Here is a 24,125-nt window from a genome sequence, read left to right as displayed (position 1 = left end):
GCACCAGACACCGCAGGGCCCGCACTGACCCATCGGACACCCCCCACCGCCAGGAGGAGGAGCAGCCATGGACGAGGCCCGGCCGCACCGCGCCGCCGAGGACTCCCTCGCCGCGCTGCTGACCGAACACGCGCTGGGCTACCTGCACTCCGCCGCCCTGCGCACCGCGGCGCGCCTCGAAGTGGCCGACCACCTCACCGCCGGCCCGCGCACCGCCGAGGAACTCGCCTCCCTGACCGGCGTCAGCGCCCCGCACCTGCGCCGCGCCCTGCGCCTGCTGGCCACGCGCGGGGTGTTCGCCGAGGACGTCACGGGCGCCTTCCGCCTCACCCCGGCCGCCTCGCTCCTGCGCTCGGACGGGCCGTCGTCCCTGCGCACCGCGGTGGTCATGCTCACGGACGAGACGTTCTGGAAGCCCGCCGAGCGCCTGGAGGACACCGTCCGCGCCGGGCACACGGTCTTCGAGGAGATCTTCGGGGCGCCGTTCTTCGAGCACCTCGCCCGCATCCCGCAGGCCGGCGAGGATTTCGACACCGGTATGGCGGGCCTGTCCACGAGCGAGGACGACGCCATCGCCGCCGCCTGTGCCTTTCCGGAGTGCGGCACCGTCGTCGACATCGGCGGCGGCCGCGGCGGGCTGCTGCGCCGTACCCTCGTGCGGAACCCGGGGCTCCGCGGGGTTCTGTACGACCGGGAACAGGTGCTGCGCGACCACACCCTCGACGGGCCGGAGCTGGCCGGGCGCTGGCAGGCGTGCCCCGGCGACTTCTTCGCCTCCGTGCCCTCCGGTGCCGAGGTGTACCTGATGAAGCGGATCCTGCACGACTGGGACGACGAGGACTGCCTGCGCATCCTGCGCGCCTGCCGGGCCGCGATGACGACCGGCAGCCGGCTGCTGGTCGTCGACGCCGTCATTCCGCAGGGCAACGAGCCGCATCCGGGAAAGATCCTCGACGTGCTGATGATGACGTCGCTCGACGGGCGCGAGCGCAGCGCGCAGGAATTCCACCGCCTGCTGTCCGCAGCGGGCCTGCGCCTGACGCGCATTCTGCCCACGGCTTCGACGCTGTCGGTCGTGGAGGCCGTGGTGGAGGCCAAGTCCGCCTGATCTCACGGATGGTGACGGGGCGGATATGAGAGTCGACGGGAAATGGTGGGCTCCGCTTCCTGATTCCGGATAACGGACACCTTCTCGCTCTCAACGGTCAACTGACGACCAAGTTTTTCTTCGTGGACCTGTCAACGACGCCTGTTCGATGGCAAGCTCACCCCACTCGCACCGCAGACCCCGGGCGGCTCTTCGGCCGGCCCGGTGGCGAACGTGCGCGAGCACCCCACCGAACGCAGGACAGGCACCACCCCGCCGGCATCCCGTCGCCGGGTCAGAGCAGGCCGCCGACAGGCGGCCAGGCCAGAGGAGTTCGTGTGAGATCTACCCCCCACGTCGCCGGCACGTCCCGCCGTACGCGCATGAGCGCCGCCTTCGTCGCCACGGCCGCCATGGTGGCGCTGGGCGCCCAGGTCGGGACCGCCGACGCCGACCCCAGCATCGCGAGGAGCGCCGCGACCGCCCAGCCGACCCCCGCCCAGCACACCGCGCTGATATCGGCGGCCCGGGACGGAGCGTCCTCCACCGCGCACTCGCTGGGCCTGGGGTCGCAGGAGCGACTGGTGGTCAAGGACGTCGTCAAGGACGCCGACGGCACCGTGCACACCCGCTACGAGCGGACGTACGCCGGGCTGCCCGTCCTCGGCGGCGACCTCGTCGTGCACGTCAAGGGCAAGAAGCGCAGCATCACCAAGGCGACCTCGCACGACATCGCCGTCCCCAGCACCACCCCGAAGGTCTCCGCCTCCGTGGCGCAGAACAAGGCGATGGCGCACGCCTCGGACGAGAAGCTCGCCGCCCCGGCGAAGAACAACGTGCGCAAGGTCGTCTGGGCCGCCTCCGGCAAGCCCGTCCTGGCGTGGGAGGCCGTGGTCACGGGCGTCCAGAAGGACGGCACCCCCAGCCAGCTGCACGTGATCACCGACGCCACCACCGGCAAGAAGCTGTACTCCTTCGACGGCATCGAGACCGGCACCGGCACCGGCGTCTACAGCGGCAACGTGAACATCACCACGACGAAGAGCGGCAGCTCCTACCAGCTGCTCGACTCCACGCGCGGCGGCCACAAGACCACGAACCTGCGCGGCGGCACCTCCGGCAGCGGCACGCTCTTCACCAACTCCTCGGACGTCTGGGGCAACGGCAGCGCGAGCAACAGCCAGAGCGCCGCCGTGGACGCGCACTACGGTGCGCAGGAGACCTGGGACTTCTACAAGCAGACCTTCGGCCGCAGCGGCATCCGCAACGACGGCGTCGCCTCCTACTCCCGCGTCCACTACGGCAGCAACTACGTGAACGCGTTCTGGGACGACTCCTGCTTCTGCATGACCTACGGCGACGGCCAGAGCAACACCCACCCGCTCACCTCGCTCGACGTCGTCGGGCACGAGATGACGCACGGTGTGACCTCGGCCACGGCGGGCCTGACCTACAGCGGTGAGTCCGGCGGCCTGAACGAGGCGACCAGCGACATCATGGGCACCGGCGTCGAGTTCTTCGCCCACAACGCCAACAACCCCGGCAACTACCTCATCGGCGAGCAGATCAACATCAACGGCGACGGCACCCCGCTGCGCTACATGGACCAGCCCAGCAAGGACGGCTCCTCGCTGGACTCCTGGAGTGCGGACGCCGGCAACGTGGACGTGCACTACTCGTCCGGCATCGCCAACCACTTCTTCTACCTGCTCTCCGAGGGCAGCGGGGCGAAGACGATCAACGGGGTCGGCTACAACAGCCCCACCGCCGACGGCTCCACCGTCTCCGGCATCGGCCGGGACAAGGCGCTGGCCATCTGGTACAAGGCGCTGACCACGTACTTCACCTCCAGCACCGACTACGCGGGCGCCCGCCAGGCGACCCTGCAGGCGACTGCGGACCTCTACGGCGCCGACAGCACCGAGTACCAGACCGTCGGGGCCGCCTGGACGGCCGTCAACGTCTCCTGACCCCGTCATACCGAGTCATGCCGAGCTGCCGCCGCACATCCGAGTGCGGCGGCAGTGTGTTTTTTCGCTCCATTGCTGGTGAGGAGCGGTGCGGGGCGCACGATTGCGCTGTAGTTTGCTAAGTTGCGCAAGTATGCAATCAAAGTGTGCCGCACCAAGTCTCGCAGACGACCGTCTTAGTCGTCGTCGGGCGATACCGGCCTGAGCGTGGGGGTGTGACCGTGACCAATCCCAGGGTGACCTCGGCCGATCCGGGAACGATCCCGGCGCCGCGTGCGCCCGGCGGCCCGTCCGCCGGACGCCGGGGGCGGGGGCAGCACCGCGCCTGCAAGGGGGCGCGCCCGGCCCGCCGGGCGCTGCTGATCGCCCCCCTGCTGCCGGTGCTGGGCGCCTGCGCGGACCGGGCCGCCGGGCCGCACGTGGGCTGGGGCTTCGCCGTGGGGCTGGTGCTGGCCGCCGTCTGGGCGGGGGCGGCCGTCCGCCCGGCCCAGCTGTGGTGGGTGGTCCCCGCGCCGCCCCCGGTGGCCGCCGCCGTGACGATGGCTGTGGCGCTCGTCACGGGTACGTCCTCCGGCAAGGGCGCGGCACTGCCGGCCGAGGCGGTGCGCTGGGCCGTGGACGCGTTTCCGGCGATGGCTGCCGCGGAGGCCGCCGTGTTGATCGTTGTGGGGGTGCGCTTCGTCCGCTCCCGCCGTCGTGGGAGGAGCGGCGATGTCCGAGCACAAGGATGAGCGGGACCGGGATACCCCGGGTACGAAGAAGAACGCGAAGAACGCGAAGAACGCCGCGAAGAAGAGGAAGACCTCCCGGTCCGTCGTGGCCGCCCGGTTCGTGGTGTGCGCCGTCTCCTCGGCCGTCCTCGCGGTCAGCGGCGTCGGCTGGTTCGCGCACCACTCGCTGACCAACGGGCTGAAGACGTCCGACGCGCTGGACGCGATCCGCAAGCGCGCGCCCAAGCACCTGGACAACTCGGTCAACCTCCTGCTGGTCGGCCTGGACTCCCGCAAGGACATGGACGGCAACGACCTGCCGAAGGAGTTCGTCCAGGACGAACTGCACGCCGGGTCGAGCGAGATCGGCTACTACAACACCAACACCCTGATCCTGATGCACATACCTGCGGACGGCGGCCGGGCCACCGCCTTCTCCGTCCCGCGGGACGACTATGTGCAGACCCTCAACGGGGACGGCTCCCCCCAGGGGCACTTCAAGATCAAGGAGGCGTACTCCATCGCCTACACCAAGGAGCGGGAGAAGCTCGACGCGGAGGGCGTCAAGGGGCCCGACCTGGAGCACCGGAGCCGCGAAGCGGGCCGCGAGGCGACGCTGGCGACCGTGCAGAGCTTCCTCGGCGTCCCGATCGACCACTTCGCCGAGGTCAACCTGCTGGGCTTCTACGACATCGCCAAGGTGCTCCAGCCCATCCAGGTGTGCCTCAACCACCCGGTGAAGGACAGGTACTCCGGTGCCGACTTCCCCGCCGGCCTCCAGGAGCTCAATCCCAAGCAGGCGCTGGCCTTCGTGCGCCAGCGGCACGGTCTCGACAACGGCGACCTGGACCGCACCCACCGCCAGCAGGCGTTCCTGTCGTCCGTCACGCACAAGCTCAAGTCGGAGGGCGTCTGGGGCGATCTCGGCAAGCTCCAGGGCCTGTTCGACACCGTCAAGAAGGACGTCGTGCTCGACAGCTCCTGGGACGTCCTGGACTTCATGCAGCAGGTCCCCAGCCTCACCGGCGGCAAGGTGGACTTCCACACCCTGCCCATCACCGGGTTCGCCACGCGCGCGGGAGAGGACGTGAACCTCGTCGACCCCGATAAGATCAAGGAGATCGTGCGGGCGGCCACCGGCCAGGCCCCGTCCTCCTCTCCCACCCCGTCCGACGGCACCGCCGACGCCAAATCCGGGGGCACGCCGTCGCCGTCCGCCGGACAGTCCTCCGCTCCCGCGGCGGACTCCTCACCGGCCCCGAGTGCATCCCCGTCCGCATCGGACGACGAGCAGGCGGGGGCGACCGTGAAAATGGGGGGAATTCCCTGTGTTGACTGACATCCGGCCGGGCCGGGGCCTGCCGGGAGCACGGCGGGTGCCGACGGGCGCCGGGGCCGACGGGGTCCGGCGCCGCCGGAACACCGAGCTGGTGCTGGTGCTCTTCGCGGTGCTGACCGCCGCGTTCGCGGACGCCGACGCGGAGTGCGCTCTGCACGGGGGGATCCCCGGCGCGTTCGCCCTGCAGGTGTGCGGGCTGGGGGCGGTCGCCGTGCTGGCCCACCTCGCCGTGCGGCGCTTCGCCCCGTACGCGGACCCCCTCATCCTGCCCCTGGCGGTGTTCCTCAGCGGGATGGGCCTGGTGCTGCTGCACCGGCTCGACATCTCGTACGCGGCCAAGTACAAGTCCGCGCCCGTCGCCGGCGGCCAGGTGATGTGGCTGTGCATCGGCGTCGCGGCCTTCGTCGCCGTGACGGTCGGGCTCAAGCACCACCGCATCCTCCAGCGCTACACGTATGTGCTCATGGCGGGCGCGCTGGTGCTGCTGGCGGCCCCGGCGTTCTTCCCCGGCGACACCTACGGGGCCAAGCGCTGGATCCGGCTGGGCGGATTCTCCTTCGAGCCGGACGAGTTCACCAAGCTCGTCATCACGATCTTCTTCGCCGGCTACCTGATGGTCCAGCGTGATGCGCTCGCCCTGGCCAGCCGCCGGGTGCTGGGGATGTACCTGCCGCGCGGCCGCAACCTCGGCCCGGTGGTGGCCATCTGGGCCGCCAGCCTGCTGGTGCTGATCTTCGAGCGCGACCTGGGCACCTCGCTGATCTTCTTCGGGATCTTCGTGGTGATGCTGTACGTGGCCACCGAGCGCACCGGCTGGGTGGTCATCGGCCTGCTGCTGGCGTGCGTCGGCGCCGGGGTCGTCGGCTCGATGGAACCGCACGTGCACGGCCGCGTGGTCGCCTGGCTGCACCCGATGGACATCTACCTGCCCCACCCGCCGCCCGGCCTGATCTCCGAGCAGGGCGCCCAGGCGATGTTCAGCTTCGGCAGCGGCGGCATCCTGGGCTCCGGCCTCGGCCAGGGCTACCCGTGGCTGATCGGCTTCGCGGGCCGCAGCGACTTCATCCTCACCACCGTCGGCGAGGAACTGGGCGCCGCGGGCGTGCTGGCGCTCCTGCTGGTGTACGCCCTGCTCGCCGAACGTGGGCTGCGCACCGCCCTGGTGCTGACCGACCCCTTCGGCAAGCTGCTGGCGTCGGGCCTGGCGGCCGCGCTCGTGCTGCAGGTGTTCGTGGTGGCGGGCGGTGCCAGCGGCCTCATTCCGCTCACCGGCAAGGCTCTGCCGTTCCTCGCCCAGGGCGGCTCGTCGATGCTCGCCAACTGGCTGCTGGTCGCCCTGCTGTTGAAGCTGAGCGACGCGGCGGGACGCACCCAGCTCGAACCGGGACCCGACCCGGACGGGACGGTCACGCTGTCCGCCGAGGAGATCCGGGCGGGCCGGGCCCTGCAGCAGGGCGTCGCCCTCGGATAAGGGCGCGCCCGACGGGCCCTCCAGGACGCAACTCCCCGTCCCGGAGGGCCCTTTCTGTTACTCCAGACCGAGGTTCGACAGGGCCGTCGTCCAGTCGGTGACGATCGCGTTGCGAGCGGCGTCGAGGGTGACGGTGCCGCTGCAGACGGCCTGCTTGAGCTTGTTCTCCACCTGGTCCTTGTCGCCTGCCTGCTCGTTCCCGTAACGGGGCTCGGGCCACAGGTTCTTGGCGTCCCTGGGCGCACCGCCCAGCTCCAGCGGGACGAAGTGGTCCTCTTCGTAGTCGGCGGGGTCGGTGTCGTCGTACCCGTACTGGGTGATCTGCTGTGCCTTGAGCTTGTTGGTGTACGAGGCCGGCGGGCGGACGGTCTTCGTCCAGCCCGACACGCAGATCGTCGAGCCTATGGTGGCCTGGGTGACGTCCGGGTTGAAGGCACCGGGCTGGCAGGACGGGTCGGGCAGCGGCAGGTTCGCCTGGCTGCACGAGGAGGCGCCGGCCGCGTGGGCGGTGCCGCCGGTGAGGGCCACTCCGGCGGTCGGGAGAAGCAGGCATGCTGCCGCGGCCGTGATACGGCGCAGGGAGTTCATGGGGGGCTCCGCACGATGAAGACCCGGAGGTTTCCGGGGTGTTGCGTTCATGACAGCATCGTGAAGTGCCCCGTGAACAGGGCCTGAAGAGTGAATTCCTGGTCAACGATCATGTTCTCGGCCCGGCCAGGAAGCGCCGCAGCCGTTGCAGGGGCCAGGTGTTGATCACGTCGTCCTTGGTCAGCCAGCCGCGCTGCGCCGTGCCCACGCCGTACCGCATGTACGGCAGGTGCGTCGTGGCGTGCGCATCCGTGTTCACCGCGAACTTCACGCCGTACCGCTTGGCACGCAGGATGTCCTCGTCGCACAGGTCCAGCCGCTCGGGGTGCGCATTGATCTCCAGGGCCGTGCCCGTGCGCGCGCACGCCGCGAAGACCGCGTCGAAGTCGGCGTCGATCCCGGGGCGTTTGCCGATCAGCCGGGTGGTGGGGTGGCCGATGACCGCCACGTGCGGGTTCTCGCAGGCACGCACGAGCCGGCGCGTCAGCTTCTCGCGGCTCTGGTTGAAGTGGGAGTGCACCGAGGCGACGCACAGGTCGAACCCCGCGAGGAAGTCGTCCGGCCAGTCCACCTCGCCGTCCGGACCGATGTTGAGCTCGGTGCCGTGCAGCAGCCGCATCCGGCGGTGCTTGCCGTCGAGCTTCCGCACCTGCTCGCGCTGCGCCAGGATCTTGGCGTCGGTCATCCGCTGCATGTACAGGTTCGGGGCGTGGTCGGTGACGGCGTAGTACGCGTAGCCGCGGGCCGCGGCCGCGGTGACCATGTCCTCCAGGGAGGCGAGGCCGTCCGTGAGGTCGGTGTGGGTGTGCAGGTCGCCCCGGATGTCGCTTTCCTCGACCGGCTCGGGGAGTTCGTCGCGCAGCCCGGCGGCGATCTCGCCGCGGTCCTCGCGCAGGGTGGGCGGGATCCAGGGCAGACCGAGCCGGGCGTAGATCTCCTCCTCGGTCTCCGAGACGACCTTCACGCCGTCCTCGGTCCGGAAGAGGCCGTACTCGGAGAGCTTGAGCCCGTCCCGCACCGCGAGCTCGCGGATGCGGATGTTGTGCGCCTTGGAACCGGTGAAGTACAGCAGGCCCGCGCCCCAGGATTCCGGCGGCAGCACCCGCAGGTCGACCTGAAGGCCCTTGGTGGTGCGGATGGACGTCTTCTTCCGCCCGCCCGCGATGACTTCGGCGGCGTACGGCAGGCTGCTGAACGCCTCCATGAAGGGGCCGGACGCCTCGGCGGCCACCAGCACGTCGATGTCCCCGATGGTCTCCTGCATCCGCCGCAGCGACCCCGCGTACGCGCACCCCTCGCACCCCTCCACCTGCGACAGGTCCGCGACCACCTGGTCCGCGACGTCCGTGGCGGCGCTGATCAGGATCCGCTTGCCGGCCTTCTGCATCAGGGCGATGCCGTGCAGGATGTTCGCCTCGGTCTTCTCCCCGAAGCCCTTCAGATCGCGCAGCCGGTGCTCGTGGACGGCGTCGAGCAACTGCTCCACGGAGGAGATCTGCAGCTCCTCGTAGAGGGTCATGGCCTTCCTGGGCCCGAGCATGGGGATGCCGAGCAGCTCCCGGACCCCGGCCGGGACCGACGCCCGGGTCTCCTCGACGGCGGCGACCCGGCCCGTGCTCAGGAACTCCACGACCTTCTCGGCGATCGACCTGCCGACGTTGGGGATCTCCTGCAGGCCCTTGGCGTCGAGTGTGGAGACGTCCGTGGGGTGGCCGCCGATGGCCCGGGCGGCCTTCTCGTAGGCGCGCGCCTTGAAGGCGTCGCCGCCGGAGATCGCGACGAGGTCCGCGTACTCCTGCAGCAGCGCCTCGACCTCCTCGTTGGGCCGGCCCATGTGTTCAGCGTGCCACCGGCCCGGGGGTCCGGCTACTCGTGATCGGCGATGACGACCAGGTGGTCCTCCTCGTGCAGGGTGAGTGGCGCGGCTTTCGGCGGGTTGAGGTGGATGCCGTAGGCGGGCGGCGTCTCGCGGGTGCTGTCGAGCCGGTAGCCGATGGCGGTCTCCCCGCGCCGCCGGGCCGCCTCGATGGCGGTGGCGAAGGTGGCCTCGGCGCCGGGCCGGAGGTAGTCGCCGGCCGGCTTGAGGTAGATCTCCGGCCCCTCGGGGTCGAAGAGCGCGCTCAGGAGGGCGTACACGTCCACGTCCTCGGAGAGCTGGGAGAGCATCAGGCTGACGAGCTTGGTGCTGACGATGAAGTCGTCGGCCTTGGTGACCTGGGCCACCTCGCGGTTGTTGTCGTGGTTCATCTCCGAGACGATCGAGTACGGGTCGCCCAGGCCGACGTCGATGTCCCTCAGATGAAGCAGCGTCACCAGGGTGCGGTTGTCGGCGTGTTCGGGGTCGTGGGTGTCGTCCGAGAGCACGATGATGTGCTGGTAGCCCCCGGGGTCCAGCTCCTCCAGCGACTGCCGGCCGGTCGGTTCGCAGCGCTTGTGCCCGAGGGCGAGGTTCGCGGTCGTGACGTTCGAGAGCGCGTCGGGGCGGACGGGAGAGGCGACGTCGAGGGCCGAGCCGGGCAGGGCGAACCGGTCCAGCAGCTCAATGGTCTTGGCGGCCCGGGCGTTCCAGCCGACCAGCAGCGTCCGGCCGGGCTTCGGCGGCCTCGTGGACGGGGGGACGATGGCCTGCTCGACGACCGGGGGAGCGGAGTGGGCGAGCCGGATGAGCGTGTCGTCCTCGGCCACCACGACGATCCTGTCGTCCGCGGTGATGGGAGTGTCCATCGCGGGCTTGACCAGTATCCGGCCGTCCTGCCGGAACAGCCCGACCGGTATGCCGGCGCCGTAGCGGTTCAGCGCGTCGCCGTAGGACGAGCCGGCGAGCGCCGGGGCATGGTGGATGTAGAACTCGTTGCCGTAGAAGCTCAGGAGCTCGTTCCACACGGTGGACAGCCCGGTCTGCCGGTGCGACTGCACCACCAGGCGCACGGCGAGGTCGTCGGCGTCGATGACCAGGCCGTTCGCGCCCGCGGCGAGCCGGGCGGCCGCCAGGTTGCCCGAGTCCTGCACCGCGGCGACCACCGGCGGACGGCCCTTGGTCCAGGCCCTGTTGTTGAGCACCAGCAGTGTCTTGATGACCGTCGTGTCGCTGTCGGGCCCGAACGCCGGCAGCACCATGACGGACTTGGCGGTGTCCGGACTGACCAGCTCCAGGTCGTCCTGCTTGAGCGGATTGCCGGACCGGCAGACCACCTTGGTGCGGCCCGTGTCGGGGACGCGCATCCGGATCTGCTCCTCCATGTCGATCTTGTCGCGGTCCGCGAGGACGGCCACGCACGAGCGGCGCTCGCTCTGATTGGCCATCACGAGCTCCTCGATCACCGTGAAGACCTGTTCCGACCAGCCCAGCACGATGGTGTGCCCGCGCTCCAGGAGCTGCGAACGGCCCTTGCGCAGCTGCTGGATCCGGTGGTCCAGGCCCGTGGTCAGCACACCGATGAGGGTGCTGACGATGAAGATCCCGCCCACTGTCACCAGCAGCATCAGCCCCAGGAACACCGGAGTTCCGGTGTCGTTGCCCATGGTGGCGGGGTCCATGGCGCGCAGCAGGCTCATCCAGGCCACGCCCAGCCAGCCGCCGTTGCGCGCGGTGTCGGTGTCGGTGAACAGCACGACGAGCGTGGCGGTGACGGCTATCAGCACCACGGAGGCCAGCGCCAGCCAGCCGATCAGAGCCGGTGTGCCGCGGTCCATCGTGCTGTCGAACCAGTACCGCAGCCGGTCCCGTCGTTTCATGTGCATCCCCCGTCGTCCGGTACGGATAGAGAGCTCTACCCGCACGGGACCGTGCAGTTGCACGCGACCTCCGTGGATTCCGTAAAGCATGCATGCAACTGTGGGCAGTGGATCATGGACGTCCGGCGAATGGGTGGAGTGCTGTGCAGTCGGTCATATCGGGCTTCGTTCCCATCTGGGCGGTGACGGCGGCGGGTTGGGGCGCGGGGCGCACCGGGATACTCGGCCCGCAGGCCCAGCCCGTGCTCGCCCGCTTCGCCTTCGTGTGCGCGATGCCGGCCCTGCTGTTCCTCACCCTGTCCCAGGCACCCCTGGGCAGGATCGCGGACCCCGGGGTCGCCGTGTTCGCGCTCAGCCTGGTCCTGGTGTTCGCGGCGACGCTGCTGCTCTGCCGGCTGCTCTGGCCGATGCGTCCGGCCGACCGGGCCGTGAACGCCATGGCCGCGTCCTACGTCAACTCGGCCAACCTCGGCATCCCGGTGGCGCTCGGGGTGCTGGGGGACACCTCGTTCATCGCCGCCGCGGCCGTGTTCCAGATGCTGGTGGTCACTCCGCTGATCATGGTGATGATCGAACTCGACGCCCACCGGAGCGCGCGGGGCCGCTGGCGGCGCCTGGCGCAACTGCCCCTGCGCAACGCGGTCATCGGGTCCGCCGCGGCCGGGGTGGCCGTCTCCGCGGCGGGCTTGCGACTGCCCGGAGTCGTCGTCCAGCCACTGCACATGATCGGCGGCGCCGGGGTGCCGACCGCGCTGTTCGCACTCGGCATGTCCCTCAACACCCGGGTGCTTCCGGACGCCAAGGAACTTGCCGAGCGGCTCGCCCTCGTGGTGCTGAAAGTCGCCGTGCAGCCGGCGGCCGCCTACGCGCTCGGCCGCTGGGCCTTCGGCCTGGACCGGCACACGCTGCTGGCCGCGACCCTGTGCGCGGGCCTGCCGACGGCACAGAACGCGTTCATCTACGCCGCCGAGTACCGGCTGCGCACCGACGTGGCGAGGGACACCGTGGTGGGGTCGACGCTGCTGTCGTTCGGCACGCTGTCGCTGATCACGTGGCTGCTTGCCTGAAGCGGGGCGCCAGCCGGACCAGGAAGGCCAGCCACCACCAGTACTTGGCCAGCGTGGGTGAAGCGAAGGCCAGCGGGACCGATGTGGCGAACACGGCGGCAAACGTGGCACTGCCGAACACGGTCTGCTTCACCTGCTGTTGCGTCACTCCGGGTGCGCGCAGCGGCCCGGGGCGACGCAGGCGCAGGCACATGACGGTCATCAGGGCGGCGGCCGTCGCGAGGGTGCCGCCGTAGACGGCCGTGGCGGCGGCGGTCTGGCCGTATTCGCTGATCAACCGGGTCGGGAACGGCAGCGCGGCGATGACGGCCAGCAGGCCGAGCTCCAGGCGCACCATGGTGCGGTCAAGCGTGGCGACCATGCCGAACAGCCTGTGGTGCGCGAGCCACAGCAGGCCGATCACGACGAACGTGAGCAGATAGGCGTAGACCTTCATCAGCAGTTCGTGCAGGGCGTGACCGAGCTCCGCCGCCGGGAGGCCGTCGGGCACATGGAGTTCGAGCGCCAGCAGGGTGATGGCGATGGCGATCACCGCATCGGAGAACGCCAGCAGCCGGTCCACGTCGATCGCGTACGTTTCGCGCGCCACGCCCCCAGGCTGGGGGACGCCGGGTGTGTTTTGCGTATGATCCGCCCGAAACCACGCGATCGGGTGAAGAGTGCACGGACTGGGCGTCGCTCAGTCCCGTGAGTTCCCGAAGAGGATCCGGTAGCCGATCAGCAGCACCAGCGAGCCGACGATCGCCGCACCCCAGGTGGGTGCGTCGAAGAAGTGCTTGGCGATGGGCTTGTGGAGGAACTTCGCGGACAGCCAGCCGCCGACGAACGCCCCCGCGACGCCGATGAGCGTGGTGCCGATGAAGCCGCCCGGGTCGCGGCCGGGAAGCAGGATCTTCGCGATCGCGCCTGCCAGCAGCCCCAGAATGATCCAGCCGAGGATGCCCATGGTGGTGGTCCTGCCTTCCGTTGTTGCTACGTCTGTACTGTTCACGGACGCATGCCCGGCCGACGGGGTTGCATGCCCGGCGATTGCATACTTGCGTAAGTGCTGAAGTATGGTGTCGATCATGACTCAGGACGGTGTGACCATGTGGGAGACGGCGGTCCTCGACGGTGGGCCCGCCGACGGCCTGCGGATCCGGGTGGCGGACCGGCCGGGTGTCGTCCAGGTCACCCGGCCGTGCGCCGTCGAGAACCCGCCGGCCGACGGACCCGCCATGCAGGTGGCGGCGATGTACGTCTACCGCCGCGATCTGCGGGTCGCCGCCGAGCCGCTGCGCTACGGCTTCGACGCAGTCAGCCCCTGACCGTGCGGACCGGCAGCGTGCGGTGGCCGTTGGAGATGAACGACTCCAGCGGCCGCAGCTCCTCCGCCGGCACCGCGAGCGCCAGGTCCGGGAACCGCTCGAAGAGCGCGGGCAGGGCGATCCGGGCCTCCAGGCGGGCCAGCTCGGCGCCCAGGCAGTAGTGGGTGCCGTGGCCGAAGGACAAGTGCTCGCGGCGGCCCGGCCGGACGATGTCGAAGCGGTCGGCGTCCTCGCCGTGTACGCGCGGGTCGCGTCCGATGGCGGCGAAGTTGACGACGATCATCTCGCCCCGGCGGATGGTCACGCCGGACTCCGGGACGTGGATGTCCTCGACCGCGAAGCGCGGCAGGACCGTCGCCACCGGCGACTGGTGCCGCAGTGTCTCCTCGATGACGTCCGACCATCCGGCCCGCCCCTCGCGGACCAGGTCCAGCTGGCCGGGGTGGGTGAGCAGGTTGACGATCGCGTGGTCGAGGAGGTTGACGGTCGTCTCGTGCCCGGCGCCGATGAGCAGCAGCAGGCTGTCGAGCAGCTCCTGCTCGCTCAGCCGGGTGCCGGCCTCGTCGTCGCGCGCCCCGATGAGCACGCTGGTCACGTCGTCGCCCGGGGTCTCCCGCTTGACGGCGACGAGCTCCGTCAGCAGCCCGTACACCGTCTGCACGTTCGCCATGGCCTCCTCCTCGGAGGCGCTGGTGTCGAAGAGGCCGCCGACTGCGGTGCGGAAGGAGTCGTGCATCGCATCGGGGACGCCGAGCAGGGTGTTGACGACGCGCAGGGGCAGCAGCCACGCGAACGCGGCGCGCAGGTCGACCACGCCGTCCTCGTCCGGGGCGAGCCCGTCGAGGAGATCTGCGGTGATCTCCTCGACGGCCGGGGCCAGGGCCCGTACGCGGCGCGGCCCGAAGGCGGTGCCGATCAGCCGGCGCAGCCGGGTGTGCTCGTCGCCGTAGGCGGTGAGCGCGTTGCGCACGTCCACCCAGGAGCGCAGCGGCCAGTCCTCGGGGATCTCGCCGTCGATGAGGGCGGGCCAGTGCCGGTGGGCGTCCTTGGAGACGCGGGCGTCGGTGAGCAGCCGCTTGGCCAGGGCGGTGTCGGTCACCGACCAGGCCTGCACGCCGCCGGGCAGCTCGACGCGCGCGGCGGGTCCGAGGGCGCGCAGCCGGGCCGCCTCGCCGTGGACGTCGGATGCGGCCGGGTCGAGGGCGAACGGGCAGGCGGTTGCGGTGTGCTGAGTGTTCATGTGCTCTCTTGCTGCGGGTACGGGGACGGCGCCCCGGCCCGGCACGGTCGTGCCGGTCGGCACTTCTGACGTTGCGTCAGTTCCCCTGGCCGGTCCGGCGCGGCGGACTCATTTCTATCACCGGCGCACAGCGGGGCGATGTGAGGGGGATCTCCGGAAGACCGTCTCCGTGGGGGTGGTGCTACGGGACGGGGATGGCGTAGAAGCCGCGCCCGAACGTGGCGGCCACCAGCCGGTGGGCGGCGTGATCGTACGCGATGCCCGGCACGGGGACCAGCGGGAGGCCGGAGCCGAGGCGGTGCCAGCCGCGGGCCGTGCGCGTGAACACCCCTTGGTCGGTGGCCGCGTAGAGCCTGCCGTCGTCCCCGCTCAGCACGTCGTTGACCGGGGCCTGGGGCAGGTTCCCGGACAGGTCGGTCCAGGTGCGTCCGGCATCGGCGGTGTGCAGCAGGTGGGGCAGGGGCGAGCCGGAGCGGTAGCCGGAGAGCGCGACCCAGGCCCCTGACGGGTTGCGGGGGTCGGCGGTCACCCGGGTCACCCACGGCTGCCCGTGGAGCACTTCGGACCAGTGACGGCCCAGGTCGCGGGTCACCCAGAGGCGGCCGTCGTCGGTGCCCGCCCACACGGTGGCGCCGTCGCGTGCCGCCGCGACCGTGGTGATCGTGCCGTACGGGTAGGTGTCGCGGCCGGGGCCGCCGGTCAGGTCCGGGCTGATCGGCTTCCAGGTCGCCCCGCCGTCGGCCGAGCGGTTGAGCCGGTTGCCGCCGTAGTACAGGACGCGCGGGTCCACCGGGTCGAACTGCACCGGCGTGAACCAGTTGCGGCGGTCCGCGGTGGTGGCGGAGTCGAAGGACGTCATCGTCGCGCCGCCGTCGGTGGAACGGGCACAACTGCCGTACTGTTGACTTGTTCTCCCTCCTGATGGAGGTAGATTCTGGCCGTCTCACTCGCTGCTGTGCCGCTACGCGGCGCAGGATTCAGGCGAGATTCCGTGACTTCCTGTTTCATCGCGCTGCGCCAGGACGGGTCCTGGTCTTACTGGCACTCCGCAGGCTGATGCCACCAGTCCGGCGGCCGCTTTCACATTTTTCGCGGCATTGTGGTCCCGGTCGTGCCGGGTGCCGCAGGCGGGGCAGGTCCACTCCCGCACGTTTAGAGGTTTGGGTCCGTCCCTGTGGCCACAGTCGGAGCACACCTGGCTGGTCGGCTCGAACCGGCCGACCTTCACGAACGCGCGCCCGTATCGCTGTGCTTTGTACTCGAGCATGGACACGAACTGCGACCAACCCGCATCATGCACGCTCTTGGCCAGCCTGCTGCGCGCGAGCCCGGACACTGCCAGATCCTCCACCGCGACCGCTTGGTTCTCGCGGATCAGCTTCGTGGAGAGCTGGTGGTGAAACTCCTTACGCGCGTCGACCACCCTGGCATGAGCACGGGCAAGCTTCAGGCGGGCTTTGGCCCGGTTCTTCGTTCCCTTCTGTTTGCGCGATAGCTTCCGCTGTGCCTTCTTCAGCTTCTTCTCCGCCCGGCGCAAAAACCGCGGACTGTCGATCTTTGTGCCGTCCGAGAGAGTCGCGAAGTGGGTCAGGCCCAGGTCGATGCCGATCGCGGCATCCGGATCGAGGGCACCCCAGCGGGCCTGATCCGTGGCGCAATCGGTGTCGATGACGAAGCTCGCGAAGTACCGCCCGGCCGCATCTTTGACCACTGTCACGCTCGACGGCGTCACAGGCAGCTCCCGCGACCATTTCACCTTGATTTCGCCGATCTTCGGCAGCGACAGCCGACCCCGGCTGGTGATCTTCCAGCGGGCGTTCGCGGTGAACCGGATCGCCTGCCGTGCATCCTTGCGGGATTTCAATCGGGGTGGCCCCACCTTCGGCCGCTTTCCCTTGAGGCCGTCGATGAAGTTTCGGTAGGCGGTGTCCAGGTCTCGGAGGGACTGTTGCAGTACTACGGAGGACACCTCGCCCAGCCACGCCCGCTCGGGCGTACTCTTCGCGACCGTCAGCGCCCTGGACAGCTCCGCCGACTTGACGAACGGCAGACCTTGGGCGCGGGCACCCTCACGGGCTCGCAAAGCGTCGTTGAACACGACGCGAGCGCACCCGAATGCCCGTGCCAGCGCGGTGCGTTGGCCAGGCTCCGGGTACAACCTGAAGGCATACCGGAGCTGCATGGTGAGCAGCATACATACGTGCGTTATGGCCGACAAAGGATGTTCGCACTAGCCGGAACTCTGCTTTCGTGGTGCACGGTCACTTGATTTTTGTGACCACTTTCCGGCGCGAGGTGTTCGAGTGCTTTCATCTTCGGCGCATGGGGGGAGGAGACCTCGAGCGTGAGCTCGTGGGGTTCAACGGCGCGGACAAACAAGCCCATCTGCTGGTGTACTTTCCACCAACGGCCCCCGTGGCCAAACTCGTCAACTCCCCCAAGGGCGTGTTCTGGCGACGCCTGCGCCAGGAGTTCGACGCCCTCAGAAGAAATCAGAAGCCGAACGCGTTGAGACCTTTGAACACCGTGGACTCCGGGACGTGCAGTATGCCGTCGAAGGCCTCCAGGACGGGCGTGTGCAGGTATGCGCCCTGCATCCGGATCCGGTCGGGCCCGGGCGACGAGCGGGGCGCGCCGCGCAGCGCGGCGAGACCGGCTCCGGGGGCCGCCGCGGCGAACGCGGCCTCGATGCTGCCCGGTTCGGGGGAGCCGAGCGGGGTGGGCTCGACGGCGAAGCCGAAGCGGGTGTTCTCGTCCAGGCGCATCTCCGCGGTGTCGCCGCCGGTGCTGGTGAGGCCGAGCGCGAAGTAGTCGTCGCCGAGGGTGCGGTGCAGGTGCTGCCCCATGGGGAAGGCGGAGAGCGTGCCGCCGTGCGCGACGGGCGCCTTCTGGATATGGGCGTTGTGGGCCGCGAGCACGATCCGGGTGCCCGGCGCGGAGTGCTCCAGGTGCCAGAGCACGGAGCCGGCCATGTAGACCTCGCGGGCCGAGGTATCGGCGGGCAGCCCCTTGCCGGCGAACAGTTCGGACATGGCGCGGAAGGTGTAGTCGGTGTGGCAGGCGCCTTCCACGCGCCGCAGCGCCAGGTCGTAGGCGTCCTGGCCGCTGTGGGCCACGTACAGCGGCTCGACGGCCCGGAACCGGGTGGACAGCCGCATCAGCAGGGCGCTGAGGGCGTCCTGGTCGGCGGTGCCCAGGCGGGCCCAGGCGGGCGCGGAGACGGGCATGGACGGGGCCGCGAAGCGCTCGGCGATGCCGATCGCCTGTTCGGCCAGCGGCACGGCGGCCGGGTCGGTCTCGCGCAGGTACGTCAGCACCGGGATCAGCGCGGGCAGCAGCGAGCCGCCCGCCTCGGGGATGTCGACACCAGCGAACTGCACCGGGCGGGCCGCGCGGGTGTTGTACCGGCGCAGATAGCGCAGCGGCTCGTGGATGCCCACGGGCAGTGCTGCGGGGGCGAGTTCGTCGAGGTCGGCCTCCTCGCCCGCGCCCCTGGCCCACGCGTCGACGGCGAAAGCCTCGCTGAAGCCGTACTCGAACGCGAAGACGGTGAAGCCGCAGCGCTCCACGAGGAAGCGCAGGATGCGGTGGCGGGCGCGGGCGAACTCCTCGATGAAGTGCGAGCTCTCCCCGATCGCGACCACACGGGCGTCGCCGACGGCCTCCCGCAGCGGCTCCAGGTCGTCGAGCGAGGTGTCGGGGTCGAGACCGTCGAGCGGCGCGGTGTCGGCGCGGAGCCAAGCGGCAAAGGCGTCGTCGTGTACAGGAGGCATGCGGTCACGGTATCCGGCACGCGACGGTGCTGCGATCGAATATCGGGGCGCCCCGTGCCTCGCTCACGGCCGCGGCACGTTGCGCAGGTTGGAGCGGGCCATCTGGAGCATGCGGCCCACCCCGCCGTCCAGGACGATCTTCCCTGCGGACACGGCGAATCCGCCGACCATCTCCGCGGTGATCTTCGGGGGAATGGACAGGGCGTTGGGGTCCGTGACGACGTCCACGAGCGCCGGGCCCTTGTGCCGGAAGGCGTCGCGGAGCGCACTGCGCACATGCTTGGGCTTCTCGACCCGCACGCCGAAGGCGCCCGCCGCCCGGGCGATGGCGGCGAAGTCGGGGTTGTGGTTGGTGGTCCCGTAGGAGGGGAGGCCGCTCACCAGCATCTCCAGTTCGACCATGCCCAGCGAGGAGTTGTCGAACAGCACCACTTTGACCGGCAGGTCGTACTGGACCAGGGTGAGGAAGTCGCCCATCAGCATCGTGAACCCGCCGTCGCCGGACATCGAGACGACCTGGCGGCGGCGGTCGAGCAGCTGGGCGCCGATGGCCTGCGGCAGGGCGTTGGCCATCGAGCCGTGCGTGAAGGAACCGATCACGCGGCGGCGGCCGTTGGGGGTGAGATAGCGGGCGGCCCACACGTTGTTCATGCCGGTGTCGACGGTGAACACGGCGTCGTCGGCAGCCTCTTCGTCCAGCACGGAGGCCACGTACTCGGGGTGGACCGGCGTGTGCTTCTCGACGTTGCGCGTATAGGCCTTCACGACGCCTTCGAGGGCGTCGGCGTGGTTCTTGAGCATCCTGTCGAGGAACTTCCGGTTCTCCTTGGGCCGGACCTGCGGGGTCAGGCAGCGCAGCGTCTCGCGGACGTCGCCCCACACCGCGAGGTCGAGTTTGACGCGCCGGCCCAGGTGTTCGGGCCGCACGTCCACCTGCGCGATCTTTACGCCGTCGTGGGGGAGGAAGGCGTTGTACGGGAAGTCGGTGCCGAGCAGGAGCAGCAGGTCGCACTCGTGGGTGGCCTCGTAGGCCGCGCCGTACCCGAGCAGGCCGCTCATGCCCACGTCGTACGGGTTCTCGTACTGGATCCACTCCTTGCCGCGCAGGGCGTGCCCGACCGGGGACTTCACCCGTTCCGCGAACGCCATCACCTCGTCGTGGGCGCCCGCGGTGCCGCTGCCGCAGAAGAGGGTCACCTTCTCCGCCTGGTCGACCATGCGGGCCAGGGCGGCGATCTCCGCGTCGCCGGGCCGTACCGAGGGGCGGCTGGTGACCAGCGCGTGCTCGGCGGTGCGCTCGGGGGCCGGGGCGGCGGCGATGTCGCCGGGCAGTGCGACGACGCTCACGCCGCCCTGCCCGACCGCGTGCTGGATGCCGGTCTGCAGCACCCGGGGCATCTGGCGGGGGCTGGAGACGAGTTCGCTGTAGTGGCTGCACTCCTGGAAGAGCCGGTCCGGGTGCGTCTCCTGGAAGAACCCGGTGCCGATCTCGCTGCTCGGGATGTGCGAGGCGAGCGCGAGGACCGGGGCCATCGAACGGTGCGCGTCGTACAGCCCGTTGATCAGGTGCAGATTGCCCGGGCCGCACGAGCCCGCGCACGCGGCGAGCGTGCCGGTCAGCTGGGCCTCGGCGCCCGCGGCGAAGGCGGCGGTCTCCTCGTGGCGGACCTGGATCCACTCGATGCCGGGGTGCCGGCGCACGGCGTCGACGACGGGGTTGAGGCTGTCGCCGACCACCCCGTAGAGCCGCTGCACCCCGGCGCGTACCAGGATGTCCACGAACTGCTCGGCGACCGTCTGCTTCGCCATGTGCGCACCTGCCCTCCGTGGCCGTCTCTTCCCCCATCAACCCACGGAACGCGCGCCTGTGCCATCGGCCCGTGGAATGTACGGGCGTCACCCGAACGGCCCATCCGTTCTGCGCACCACAGGGGCCGGAGGCGAGAATTCCCTTGGAGAATTGCGATGTCCTACTCGCCCGGAAGCACTCACCGATCGAAGGCGCGTGATCGAATATCACGCGCCAGGAAGTGGTGCGTGGTCCTGGCCTCCCTGGTGGTCCTCGGGCTCATCGCGTGGCCGGTGCTCGACCACTTCGGAGTCTTCTCGGACAAGGGCGAATCCATCAGGTTCGGCAAGAAGCCCAGCGGCGGGCAGGCCACGCAGAGCACCGACCCCCGGACACTGCTGCCCACCGGGCCCGAGGCCGACTTCCGGGTCGAGAGCACCCTGGACGACGGCACGAAGATCGCCGTGACGACCCTGCACGGAGCCAAGTCGGGTTTCACCGGCCCGGTGTGGGTGTGGGCCCCGAAGCAGTACGACGACCCGGCGTACGCGAAGAGCGGCTTCCCCGTGATGATCGCCCTGCCCGGGGGCGCGGGCTTCCCGAAGAACTACTGGATGGGCACCGACCTGCATCTGCAGTCCTCCATCACCACGTGGGCCGAGGAGGGCAAGAGCCTCCCGTTCCTCGTGGTCATGCCGGTGCTGAACCCGGTTCCCGAGAGCAAGGGCGTGTACTACGACGCCAGCGACATCCCCGGTCAGCCGAAAATGGGCACCTGGCTCACCGAGGACGTGCCCGATCTGGTCAAGGCCAACTTCCGTACGCTGAGGTCCCGGGACGGCTGGTGCTTCATGGGCTCGTCCACCGGCGGCTTCGCGGGGCTGAAGTCCGTGCTGCAGAAGCCGGACAAGTTCAAGGCCGTGATCGCCTCCGGCCCCGACATCGTGCCCGACTCCCGGCTGTGGGCCAGCCACGAGCAGGAGCGGCAGCAGAACAATCCGCAGGTGCTGGCGAAGGAGTTGATCGCCGCCGGCGGGCCGGACGTCTACATCGCCTTCCAGGTCGGCACCAAGGAGAAGAAGGCCATGGCGGACGTGAAGCAGTTCATCGCCACCTACGGCAACACCGGCCCCGTCCACACGATGCTGCGCGAGATACCCAACGGCTCGCACAACGCGCGGACGTACGTGCCCAGCATGGGGGAGGGGCCCATCCAGTGGATCAGCTCCCACATGGAGGCACCGGTCCCGCACCCGTGATCCCGCACCCGTGACGGACTCACCGGACCGGCGCCCGCCGGGTGGCCGTGCGCCCCCGGCGCCGCCATGATGGGCGCCATGGCCACCGATGCCGCACCCGCCCCGATCCGTGTCCTGGTCCTGAGCGCCTCGCTGCGCGCCGACTCGCTCAACACCCGTCTCGCCGCGCTCCTGGCGCGCCTCGTCGAGGGCACGGGCGCCGTGGCCGATGCGGTCCGGCTGGCGGACTTCCCCATGCCGCTCTACGACGGCGACGTGGAGGCCGCCGAGGGCATCCCGCCGGGGGCCAGGGCGCTGTGCGAACGGCTGGACGCCTGCGACGCCTTCGTCATCTCCTCGCCGGAGTACAACGCCTCCGTACCCGGTGTACTGAAGAACGCCGTCGACTGGGTCTCCCGGGTCCGGCCGCAGCCGTTCAAGGACAAGCAGGCCCTGCTGGCGTCGGCCTCCCCGTCCATGGTCGGCGGCAACCGCGGGCTGTGGGCCCTGCGGGTCCCACTCGAACACCTCGGCACGCGGGTGTACCCCGACATGTTCAGCCTGGCCAAGGCGCACGAGATGCTCGCGGACGGGCAGTTGTCCGACACCGGGCTGCAGGACCGGCTCGGGGAGACCGTGTCGTCGTTCCTGAGCCTGGTCGAGGCGGACACCCGGTACGTGTGCTTGCAGCGGCGCTGGTACGAGTTCCTCGGCGACCGCACGGATGCGCCGCTGACGCAGCGCGCGCAGGATTAGGGCGCGTTCGGCGCCCCGTAGGGGCGCGGGGCTGTGACATTGCGCGGCTCCGCCGCGTGGGCGCGACCGACCTGCGGGCGCGTCGTGGCTGATCGCGCAGTTCCCCGCGCCCCTTACAGGCGCCCCGGCCCGCACGTCTGTGCCCGTATCACCCGATCTGCGTCTTTTGCCTGCGCCGGGGGCACGCCACCATCAGGGGATCCACTGTCTGCCAGGGCGGCCGTGCCGCCGCCCGGAGGTTCCCGCCATGGCCGCCGCGCCCGCCGTCCTTCCGTTCCGTCCCGTCGCCGGCCCGCGCGGCCTGCCGCTGCTCGGCAACCTCCCCGCCTTCGGCCGGGACCCGCTGACCTTCCTCACCCGGCTGCGCGACGAGTACGGCGACGGCGTGACCTGGTCGCTCGGGCCCCTGCGCAGCCTGTTCGTCTCGCACCCCGAGCACATCGGCGAACTGCTGGGAGCGGTGGAGCAGACCTTCGACATCCTCGACGTGGGCTGGGCGTTCCGGCGCGTCGCCGGGCAGAGCGTCATCCTCAGCAAGGGCGCCGAGTGGCGCCGCAAACGGTCCCTGGTCCAGCCGACCGTCAGACCCCGCCAGGTGCGCCTCTACGCGTCCACCATGGTCGACTGCGCGCAGTCCGTCGCCGACCGCTGGCGCGACGGCCAACGCATCGACGTACTGCGGGACATGGCGCTGCTCACCCAGCGCGTGGTGGTCCGCACCCTGTTCGGCAACGACATCGGCGACCAGGGCGGCGCGCTCGGCGACGCCATGATCGTGGCCCAGCACGAGGTCGGGGCCGAGCTGCGCAGCATGAGTCTCTTCCTGCCCGGCTGGGTGCGCACCCCCGCACGGCGCCGGGTGGACGCCGCCGTGGCGACCATCGACGCGGAGGTCCACCGGCTGATCGGTGCGCGCCGGGCCGCCGGAGCGGACGCCGAGGACCGTGACGACCTGCTCAGCCGGCTGCTCGCGGCCCGCGACGAGGACGGCCGGCCGCTCTCCGCCCAGGAGGTGCGGGACGAGGCGGTCACGCTCTGGGCGGCCGGCCACGAGACCACGTCCACGACCCTGACCTGGACCTGGTACCTGCTGGCCGGCGCCCCGCAGGTGCGGGCCCGGCTCGACGACGAACTGCAACGCGTCCTCGGCGGGCGGCCGCCGGGCATCGACGACTACGAACGCCTGCCGTGGACCCAGCAGATCGTCAAGGAGTCGCTGCGGCTCTACCCGCCCGTCTGGCTGCACTCCGCCGTCGCCCGCAAGGGTGCCGTCCTCGGCGGCCGGCCCGTCGCGGCCGGCATGAAGGTGTGGTGCAGCCAGTGGACCGCGCACCGCGACCCGCGCTGGTTCGCCGACCCGGGCGCCTTCCGCCCCGAACGCTGGGACCCCGGCACGTCCGAGGCGGTGCCCGCCCACGCCTGGTTCCCCTTCGGCGGGGGACAGCGCACCTGCCTCGGCGCACGATTCGCCCAGGTCGAGGCCGCGTTGCTGCTCGCCACGCTCGCCCAGCGCTTCCACGTGGACGTCGACCCCGGCCCGGTACGGCCGAAGGCCGCCCTGCTGATCCAGCCGGACGGCCCCCTGCGTGCCACGCTGCGCGCGGCGAAGTCGCCTACGGGGTAGGAAGGCCGACGGTCTTCGGCGGTGTCGGGTTGTCCGCGTTGTCATAGCCGATCGCGCAGTACGTCCACGGTCCCTCGGAGGCCTTCAACGAGGCGAGTATGCCGAGGAATTGACTTGCTCTCCCTCCTGGAGGAGGGAGATTCTGGCCTGCCTGCTCGGTACTGTGCCGCTACGCGGCGCGGGTTTCGGGCGGGCTTCCGTGGCTTCCTGCTTCGTCGCGCTGTGCCAGAACGGGTTCTGGTCTTACCGGCGCTCCACAGGCTGCAACCGCCAGTCCGGCGGCCGATTTCACGTTCTTCGCGGCGTTGTGGTCCCGGTCGTGAACGGTGCTGCAGGCCGTGCAGGTCCACTTCCGTACATGCAGGGGTTTGGGGCCGTCGCGGTGACCGCAGGCGGAGCACACCTGGCTGGTGGGCTCGAACCGGCCGGCC

General features: G+C 70.4%; 21 protein-coding genes and 1 pseudogene. 11 read left to right on the top strand and 11 right to left on the bottom strand.

Annotation, left to right across the window (positions count from 1 at the left end):
• The first annotated feature begins 67 nt into the window (after window positions 1-67).
• The 5 genes from ACWD4B_RS21960 to ACWD4B_RS21940 all read left to right on the top strand — a co-directional run bounded on the left by ACWD4B_RS21960 (window position 68) and on the right by ACWD4B_RS21940 (window position 6,577).
• Window positions 68-1,108, top strand: coding sequence for a methyltransferase (locus ACWD4B_RS21960; protein ID WP_451422311.1), 1,041 nt, complete (start codon window positions 68-70; stop codon window positions 1,106-1,108).
• 362 nt (window positions 1,109-1,470) lie between these two features.
• Window positions 1,471-3,057, top strand: a complete 1,587-nt coding sequence (locus ACWD4B_RS21955) for a M4 family metallopeptidase (protein WP_451422332.1) — start codon at window positions 1,471-1,473, stop codon at window positions 3,055-3,057.
• Window positions 3,058-3,278: 221 nt separating this feature from the next.
• Window positions 3,279-3,788, top strand: coding sequence for a DUF6542 domain-containing protein (locus tag ACWD4B_RS21950; protein WP_451422310.1), 510 nt, complete (start codon window positions 3,279-3,281; stop codon window positions 3,786-3,788).
• Window positions 3,769-5,106 (top strand): LCP family protein, encoded by a 1,338-nt coding sequence (locus ACWD4B_RS21945; RefSeq protein WP_451422309.1) that lies wholly within the window; start codon window positions 3,769-3,771, stop codon window positions 5,104-5,106. Before ACWD4B_RS21950 ends, ACWD4B_RS21945 begins: the two co-directional genes overlap by 20 nt.
• 19 nt (window positions 5,107-5,125) lie before the next feature.
• Window positions 5,126-6,577 (top strand): FtsW/RodA/SpoVE family cell cycle protein, encoded by a 1,452-nt coding sequence (locus ACWD4B_RS21940; RefSeq protein ID WP_451422331.1) that lies wholly within the window; start codon window positions 5,126-5,128, stop codon window positions 6,575-6,577.
• A 57-nt stretch (window positions 6,578-6,634) separates the two neighbouring features.
• Here ACWD4B_RS21940 and ACWD4B_RS21935 read toward each other — a convergent pair whose 3' ends face one another.
• The 3 genes from ACWD4B_RS21935 to ACWD4B_RS21925 all read right to left on the bottom strand — a co-directional run bounded on the left by ACWD4B_RS21935 (window position 6,635) and on the right by ACWD4B_RS21925 (window position 10,900).
• Window positions 6,635-7,165: a hypothetical protein gene (locus ACWD4B_RS21935; RefSeq protein ID WP_451422308.1), complete on the bottom strand. Its 531-nt coding sequence runs from the start codon at window positions 7,163-7,165 to the stop codon at window positions 6,635-6,637.
• Window positions 7,166-7,274: 109 nt separating this feature from the next.
• Window positions 7,275-8,999 carry a DNA polymerase/3'-5' exonuclease PolX gene (gene polX, locus ACWD4B_RS21930; protein WP_451422307.1) on the bottom strand — a complete coding sequence of 575 codons (1,725 nt, stop codon included), beginning with the start codon at window positions 8,997-8,999 and terminating at the stop codon, window positions 7,275-7,277.
• A gap of 32 nt (window positions 9,000-9,031) precedes the next feature.
• Complete coding sequence (locus ACWD4B_RS21925; RefSeq protein WP_451422306.1) at window positions 9,032-10,900, bottom strand: CASTOR/POLLUX-related putative ion channel; 1,869 nt, start codon at window positions 10,898-10,900, stop codon at window positions 9,032-9,034.
• 143 nt (window positions 10,901-11,043) lie between these two features.
• Between ACWD4B_RS21925 and ACWD4B_RS21920 the strand changes: the two genes are divergently transcribed.
• Window positions 11,044-11,967, top strand: coding sequence for an AEC family transporter (locus tag ACWD4B_RS21920; RefSeq protein ID WP_451422305.1), 924 nt, complete (start codon window positions 11,044-11,046; stop codon window positions 11,965-11,967).
• Here the strand turns inward: ACWD4B_RS21920 and ACWD4B_RS21915 are convergent.
• Complete coding sequence (locus tag ACWD4B_RS21915) at window positions 11,948-12,556, bottom strand: TMEM175 family protein (RefSeq protein WP_451422304.1); 609 nt, start codon at window positions 12,554-12,556, stop codon at window positions 11,948-11,950. The two genes, ACWD4B_RS21920 and ACWD4B_RS21915, sit on opposite strands and share 20 nt — an antisense overlap.
• A gap of 90 nt (window positions 12,557-12,646) precedes the next feature.
• Window positions 12,647-12,913 carry a GlsB/YeaQ/YmgE family stress response membrane protein gene (locus ACWD4B_RS21910; protein WP_336415208.1) on the bottom strand — a complete coding sequence of 89 codons (267 nt, stop codon included), beginning with the start codon at window positions 12,911-12,913 and terminating at the stop codon, window positions 12,647-12,649.
• A gap of 121 nt (window positions 12,914-13,034) precedes the next feature.
• Between ACWD4B_RS21910 and ACWD4B_RS21905 the strand changes: the two genes are divergently transcribed.
• On the top strand, window positions 13,035-13,274 hold the full coding sequence (locus tag ACWD4B_RS21905) for a hypothetical protein (protein ID WP_451422303.1): 240 nt from the start codon (window positions 13,035-13,037) through the stop codon (window positions 13,272-13,274).
• On the opposite strand, the gene ACWD4B_RS21900 is transcribed toward ACWD4B_RS21905, so the two are convergent.
• From ACWD4B_RS21900 to ACWD4B_RS21890, 3 genes are all read right to left on the bottom strand, one after another.
• On the bottom strand, window positions 13,264-14,514 hold the full coding sequence (locus ACWD4B_RS21900; RefSeq protein WP_451422302.1) for a cytochrome P450 family protein: 1,251 nt from the start codon (window positions 14,512-14,514) through the stop codon (window positions 13,264-13,266). The genes ACWD4B_RS21905 and ACWD4B_RS21900 overlap by 11 nt on opposite strands.
• Before the next feature lie 181 nt (window positions 14,515-14,695).
• Window positions 14,696-15,373 carry a WD40/YVTN/BNR-like repeat-containing protein gene (locus ACWD4B_RS21895; protein WP_451422301.1) on the bottom strand — a complete coding sequence of 226 codons (678 nt, stop codon included), beginning with the start codon at window positions 15,371-15,373 and terminating at the stop codon, window positions 14,696-14,698.
• Window positions 15,374-15,475: 102 nt separating this feature from the next.
• On the bottom strand, window positions 15,476-16,696 hold the full coding sequence (locus tag ACWD4B_RS21890; RefSeq protein ID WP_451422330.1) for an RNA-guided endonuclease InsQ/TnpB family protein: 1,221 nt from the start codon (window positions 16,694-16,696) through the stop codon (window positions 15,476-15,478).
• A 68-nt stretch (window positions 16,697-16,764) separates the two neighbouring features.
• On the opposite strand from ACWD4B_RS21890, the pseudogene ACWD4B_RS21885 reads away from it, so the two are divergent.
• Window positions 16,765-16,995: pseudogene (locus tag ACWD4B_RS21885) on the top strand (transposase); the annotation flags it as partial.
• An 11-nt stretch (window positions 16,996-17,006) separates the two neighbouring features.
• Here ACWD4B_RS21885 and ACWD4B_RS21880 read toward each other — a convergent pair.
• Window positions 17,007-18,287, bottom strand: coding sequence for an erythromycin esterase family protein (locus tag ACWD4B_RS21880; RefSeq protein WP_451422300.1), 1,281 nt, complete (start codon window positions 18,285-18,287; stop codon window positions 17,007-17,009).
• Window positions 18,288-18,350: 63 nt separating this feature from the next.
• On the bottom strand, window positions 18,351-20,096 hold the full coding sequence (locus tag ACWD4B_RS21875; protein WP_451422299.1) for a pyruvate dehydrogenase: 1,746 nt from the start codon (window positions 20,094-20,096) through the stop codon (window positions 18,351-18,353).
• Window positions 20,097-20,324: 228 nt separating this feature from the next.
• On the opposite strand from ACWD4B_RS21875, the gene ACWD4B_RS21870 reads away from it, so the two are divergent.
• The 3 genes from ACWD4B_RS21870 to ACWD4B_RS21860 all read left to right on the top strand — a co-directional run bounded on the left by ACWD4B_RS21870 (window position 20,325) and on the right by ACWD4B_RS21860 (window position 23,694).
• On the top strand, window positions 20,325-21,335 hold the full coding sequence (locus ACWD4B_RS21870; RefSeq protein WP_451422298.1) for an alpha/beta hydrolase: 1,011 nt from the start codon (window positions 20,325-20,327) through the stop codon (window positions 21,333-21,335).
• A 78-nt stretch (window positions 21,336-21,413) separates the two neighbouring features.
• Window positions 21,414-22,070 (top strand): NADPH-dependent FMN reductase, encoded by a 657-nt coding sequence (locus ACWD4B_RS21865; RefSeq protein ID WP_451422297.1) that lies wholly within the window; start codon window positions 21,414-21,416, stop codon window positions 22,068-22,070.
• 247 nt (window positions 22,071-22,317) lie between these two features.
• Window positions 22,318-23,694: a cytochrome P450 gene (locus ACWD4B_RS21860; protein WP_336415124.1), complete on the top strand. Its 1,377-nt coding sequence runs from the start codon at window positions 22,318-22,320 to the stop codon at window positions 23,692-23,694.
• 169 nt (window positions 23,695-23,863) lie between these two features.
• On the opposite strand, the gene ACWD4B_RS21855 is transcribed toward ACWD4B_RS21860, so the two are convergent.
• Window positions 23,864-24,125, bottom strand: a 262-nt coding sequence (locus ACWD4B_RS21855) for a zinc ribbon domain-containing protein (protein WP_451422296.1), incomplete at its 5' end; no start/stop codon positions are given.

The organism is Streptomyces sp. NPDC002536, from assembly GCF_053594995.1.
This window is presented reverse-complemented; position numbering and strand designations above follow the sequence as displayed.

Excerpts from the sequence above, each read along its gene's own strand:
- ACWD4B_RS21910 (WP_336415208.1), bottom strand. The coding sequence starts at position 12,913 with ATGGGCATCCTCGGCTGGATCATTCTGGGGCTGCTGGCAGGCGCGATC.
- ACWD4B_RS21955 (WP_451422332.1), top strand. The coding sequence starts at position 1,471 with ATGAGCGCCGCCTTCGTCGCCACGGCCGCCATGGTGGCGCTGGGCGCC.
- ACWD4B_RS21905 (WP_451422303.1), top strand. The coding sequence starts at position 13,035 with ATGACTCAGGACGGTGTGACCATGTGGGAGACGGCGGTCCTCGACGGT.
- ACWD4B_RS21875 (WP_451422299.1), bottom strand. The coding sequence starts at position 20,096 with ATGGCGAAGCAGACGGTCGCCGAGCAGTTCGTGGACATCCTGGTACGC.
- ACWD4B_RS21895 (WP_451422301.1), bottom strand. The coding sequence starts at position 15,373 with ATGACGTCCTTCGACTCCGCCACCACCGCGGACCGCCGCAACTGGTTC.
- ACWD4B_RS21900 (WP_451422302.1), bottom strand. The coding sequence starts at position 14,514 with ATGAACACTCAGCACACCGCAACCGCCTGCCCGTTCGCCCTCGACCCG.
- ACWD4B_RS21860 (WP_336415124.1), top strand. The coding sequence starts at position 22,318 with ATGGCCGCCGCGCCCGCCGTCCTTCCGTTCCGTCCCGTCGCCGGCCCG.
- ACWD4B_RS21935 (WP_451422308.1), bottom strand. The coding sequence starts at position 7,165 with ATGAACTCCCTGCGCCGTATCACGGCCGCGGCAGCATGCCTGCTTCTC.
- ACWD4B_RS21880 (WP_451422300.1), bottom strand. The coding sequence starts at position 18,287 with ATGCCTCCTGTACACGACGACGCCTTTGCCGCTTGGCTCCGCGCCGAC.
- ACWD4B_RS21945 (WP_451422309.1), top strand. The coding sequence starts at position 3,769 with ATGTCCGAGCACAAGGATGAGCGGGACCGGGATACCCCGGGTACGAAG.
- ACWD4B_RS21890 (WP_451422330.1), bottom strand. The coding sequence starts at position 16,696 with ATGCAGCTCCGGTATGCCTTCAGGTTGTACCCGGAGCCTGGCCAACGC.
- ACWD4B_RS21960 (WP_451422311.1), top strand. The coding sequence starts at position 68 with ATGGACGAGGCCCGGCCGCACCGCGCCGCCGAGGACTCCCTCGCCGCG.
- ACWD4B_RS21925 (WP_451422306.1), bottom strand. The coding sequence starts at position 10,900 with ATGAAACGACGGGACCGGCTGCGGTACTGGTTCGACAGCACGATGGAC.
- ACWD4B_RS21865 (WP_451422297.1), top strand. The coding sequence starts at position 21,414 with ATGGCCACCGATGCCGCACCCGCCCCGATCCGTGTCCTGGTCCTGAGC.
- polX (WP_451422307.1), bottom strand. The coding sequence starts at position 8,999 with ATGGGCCGGCCCAACGAGGAGGTCGAGGCGCTGCTGCAGGAGTACGCG.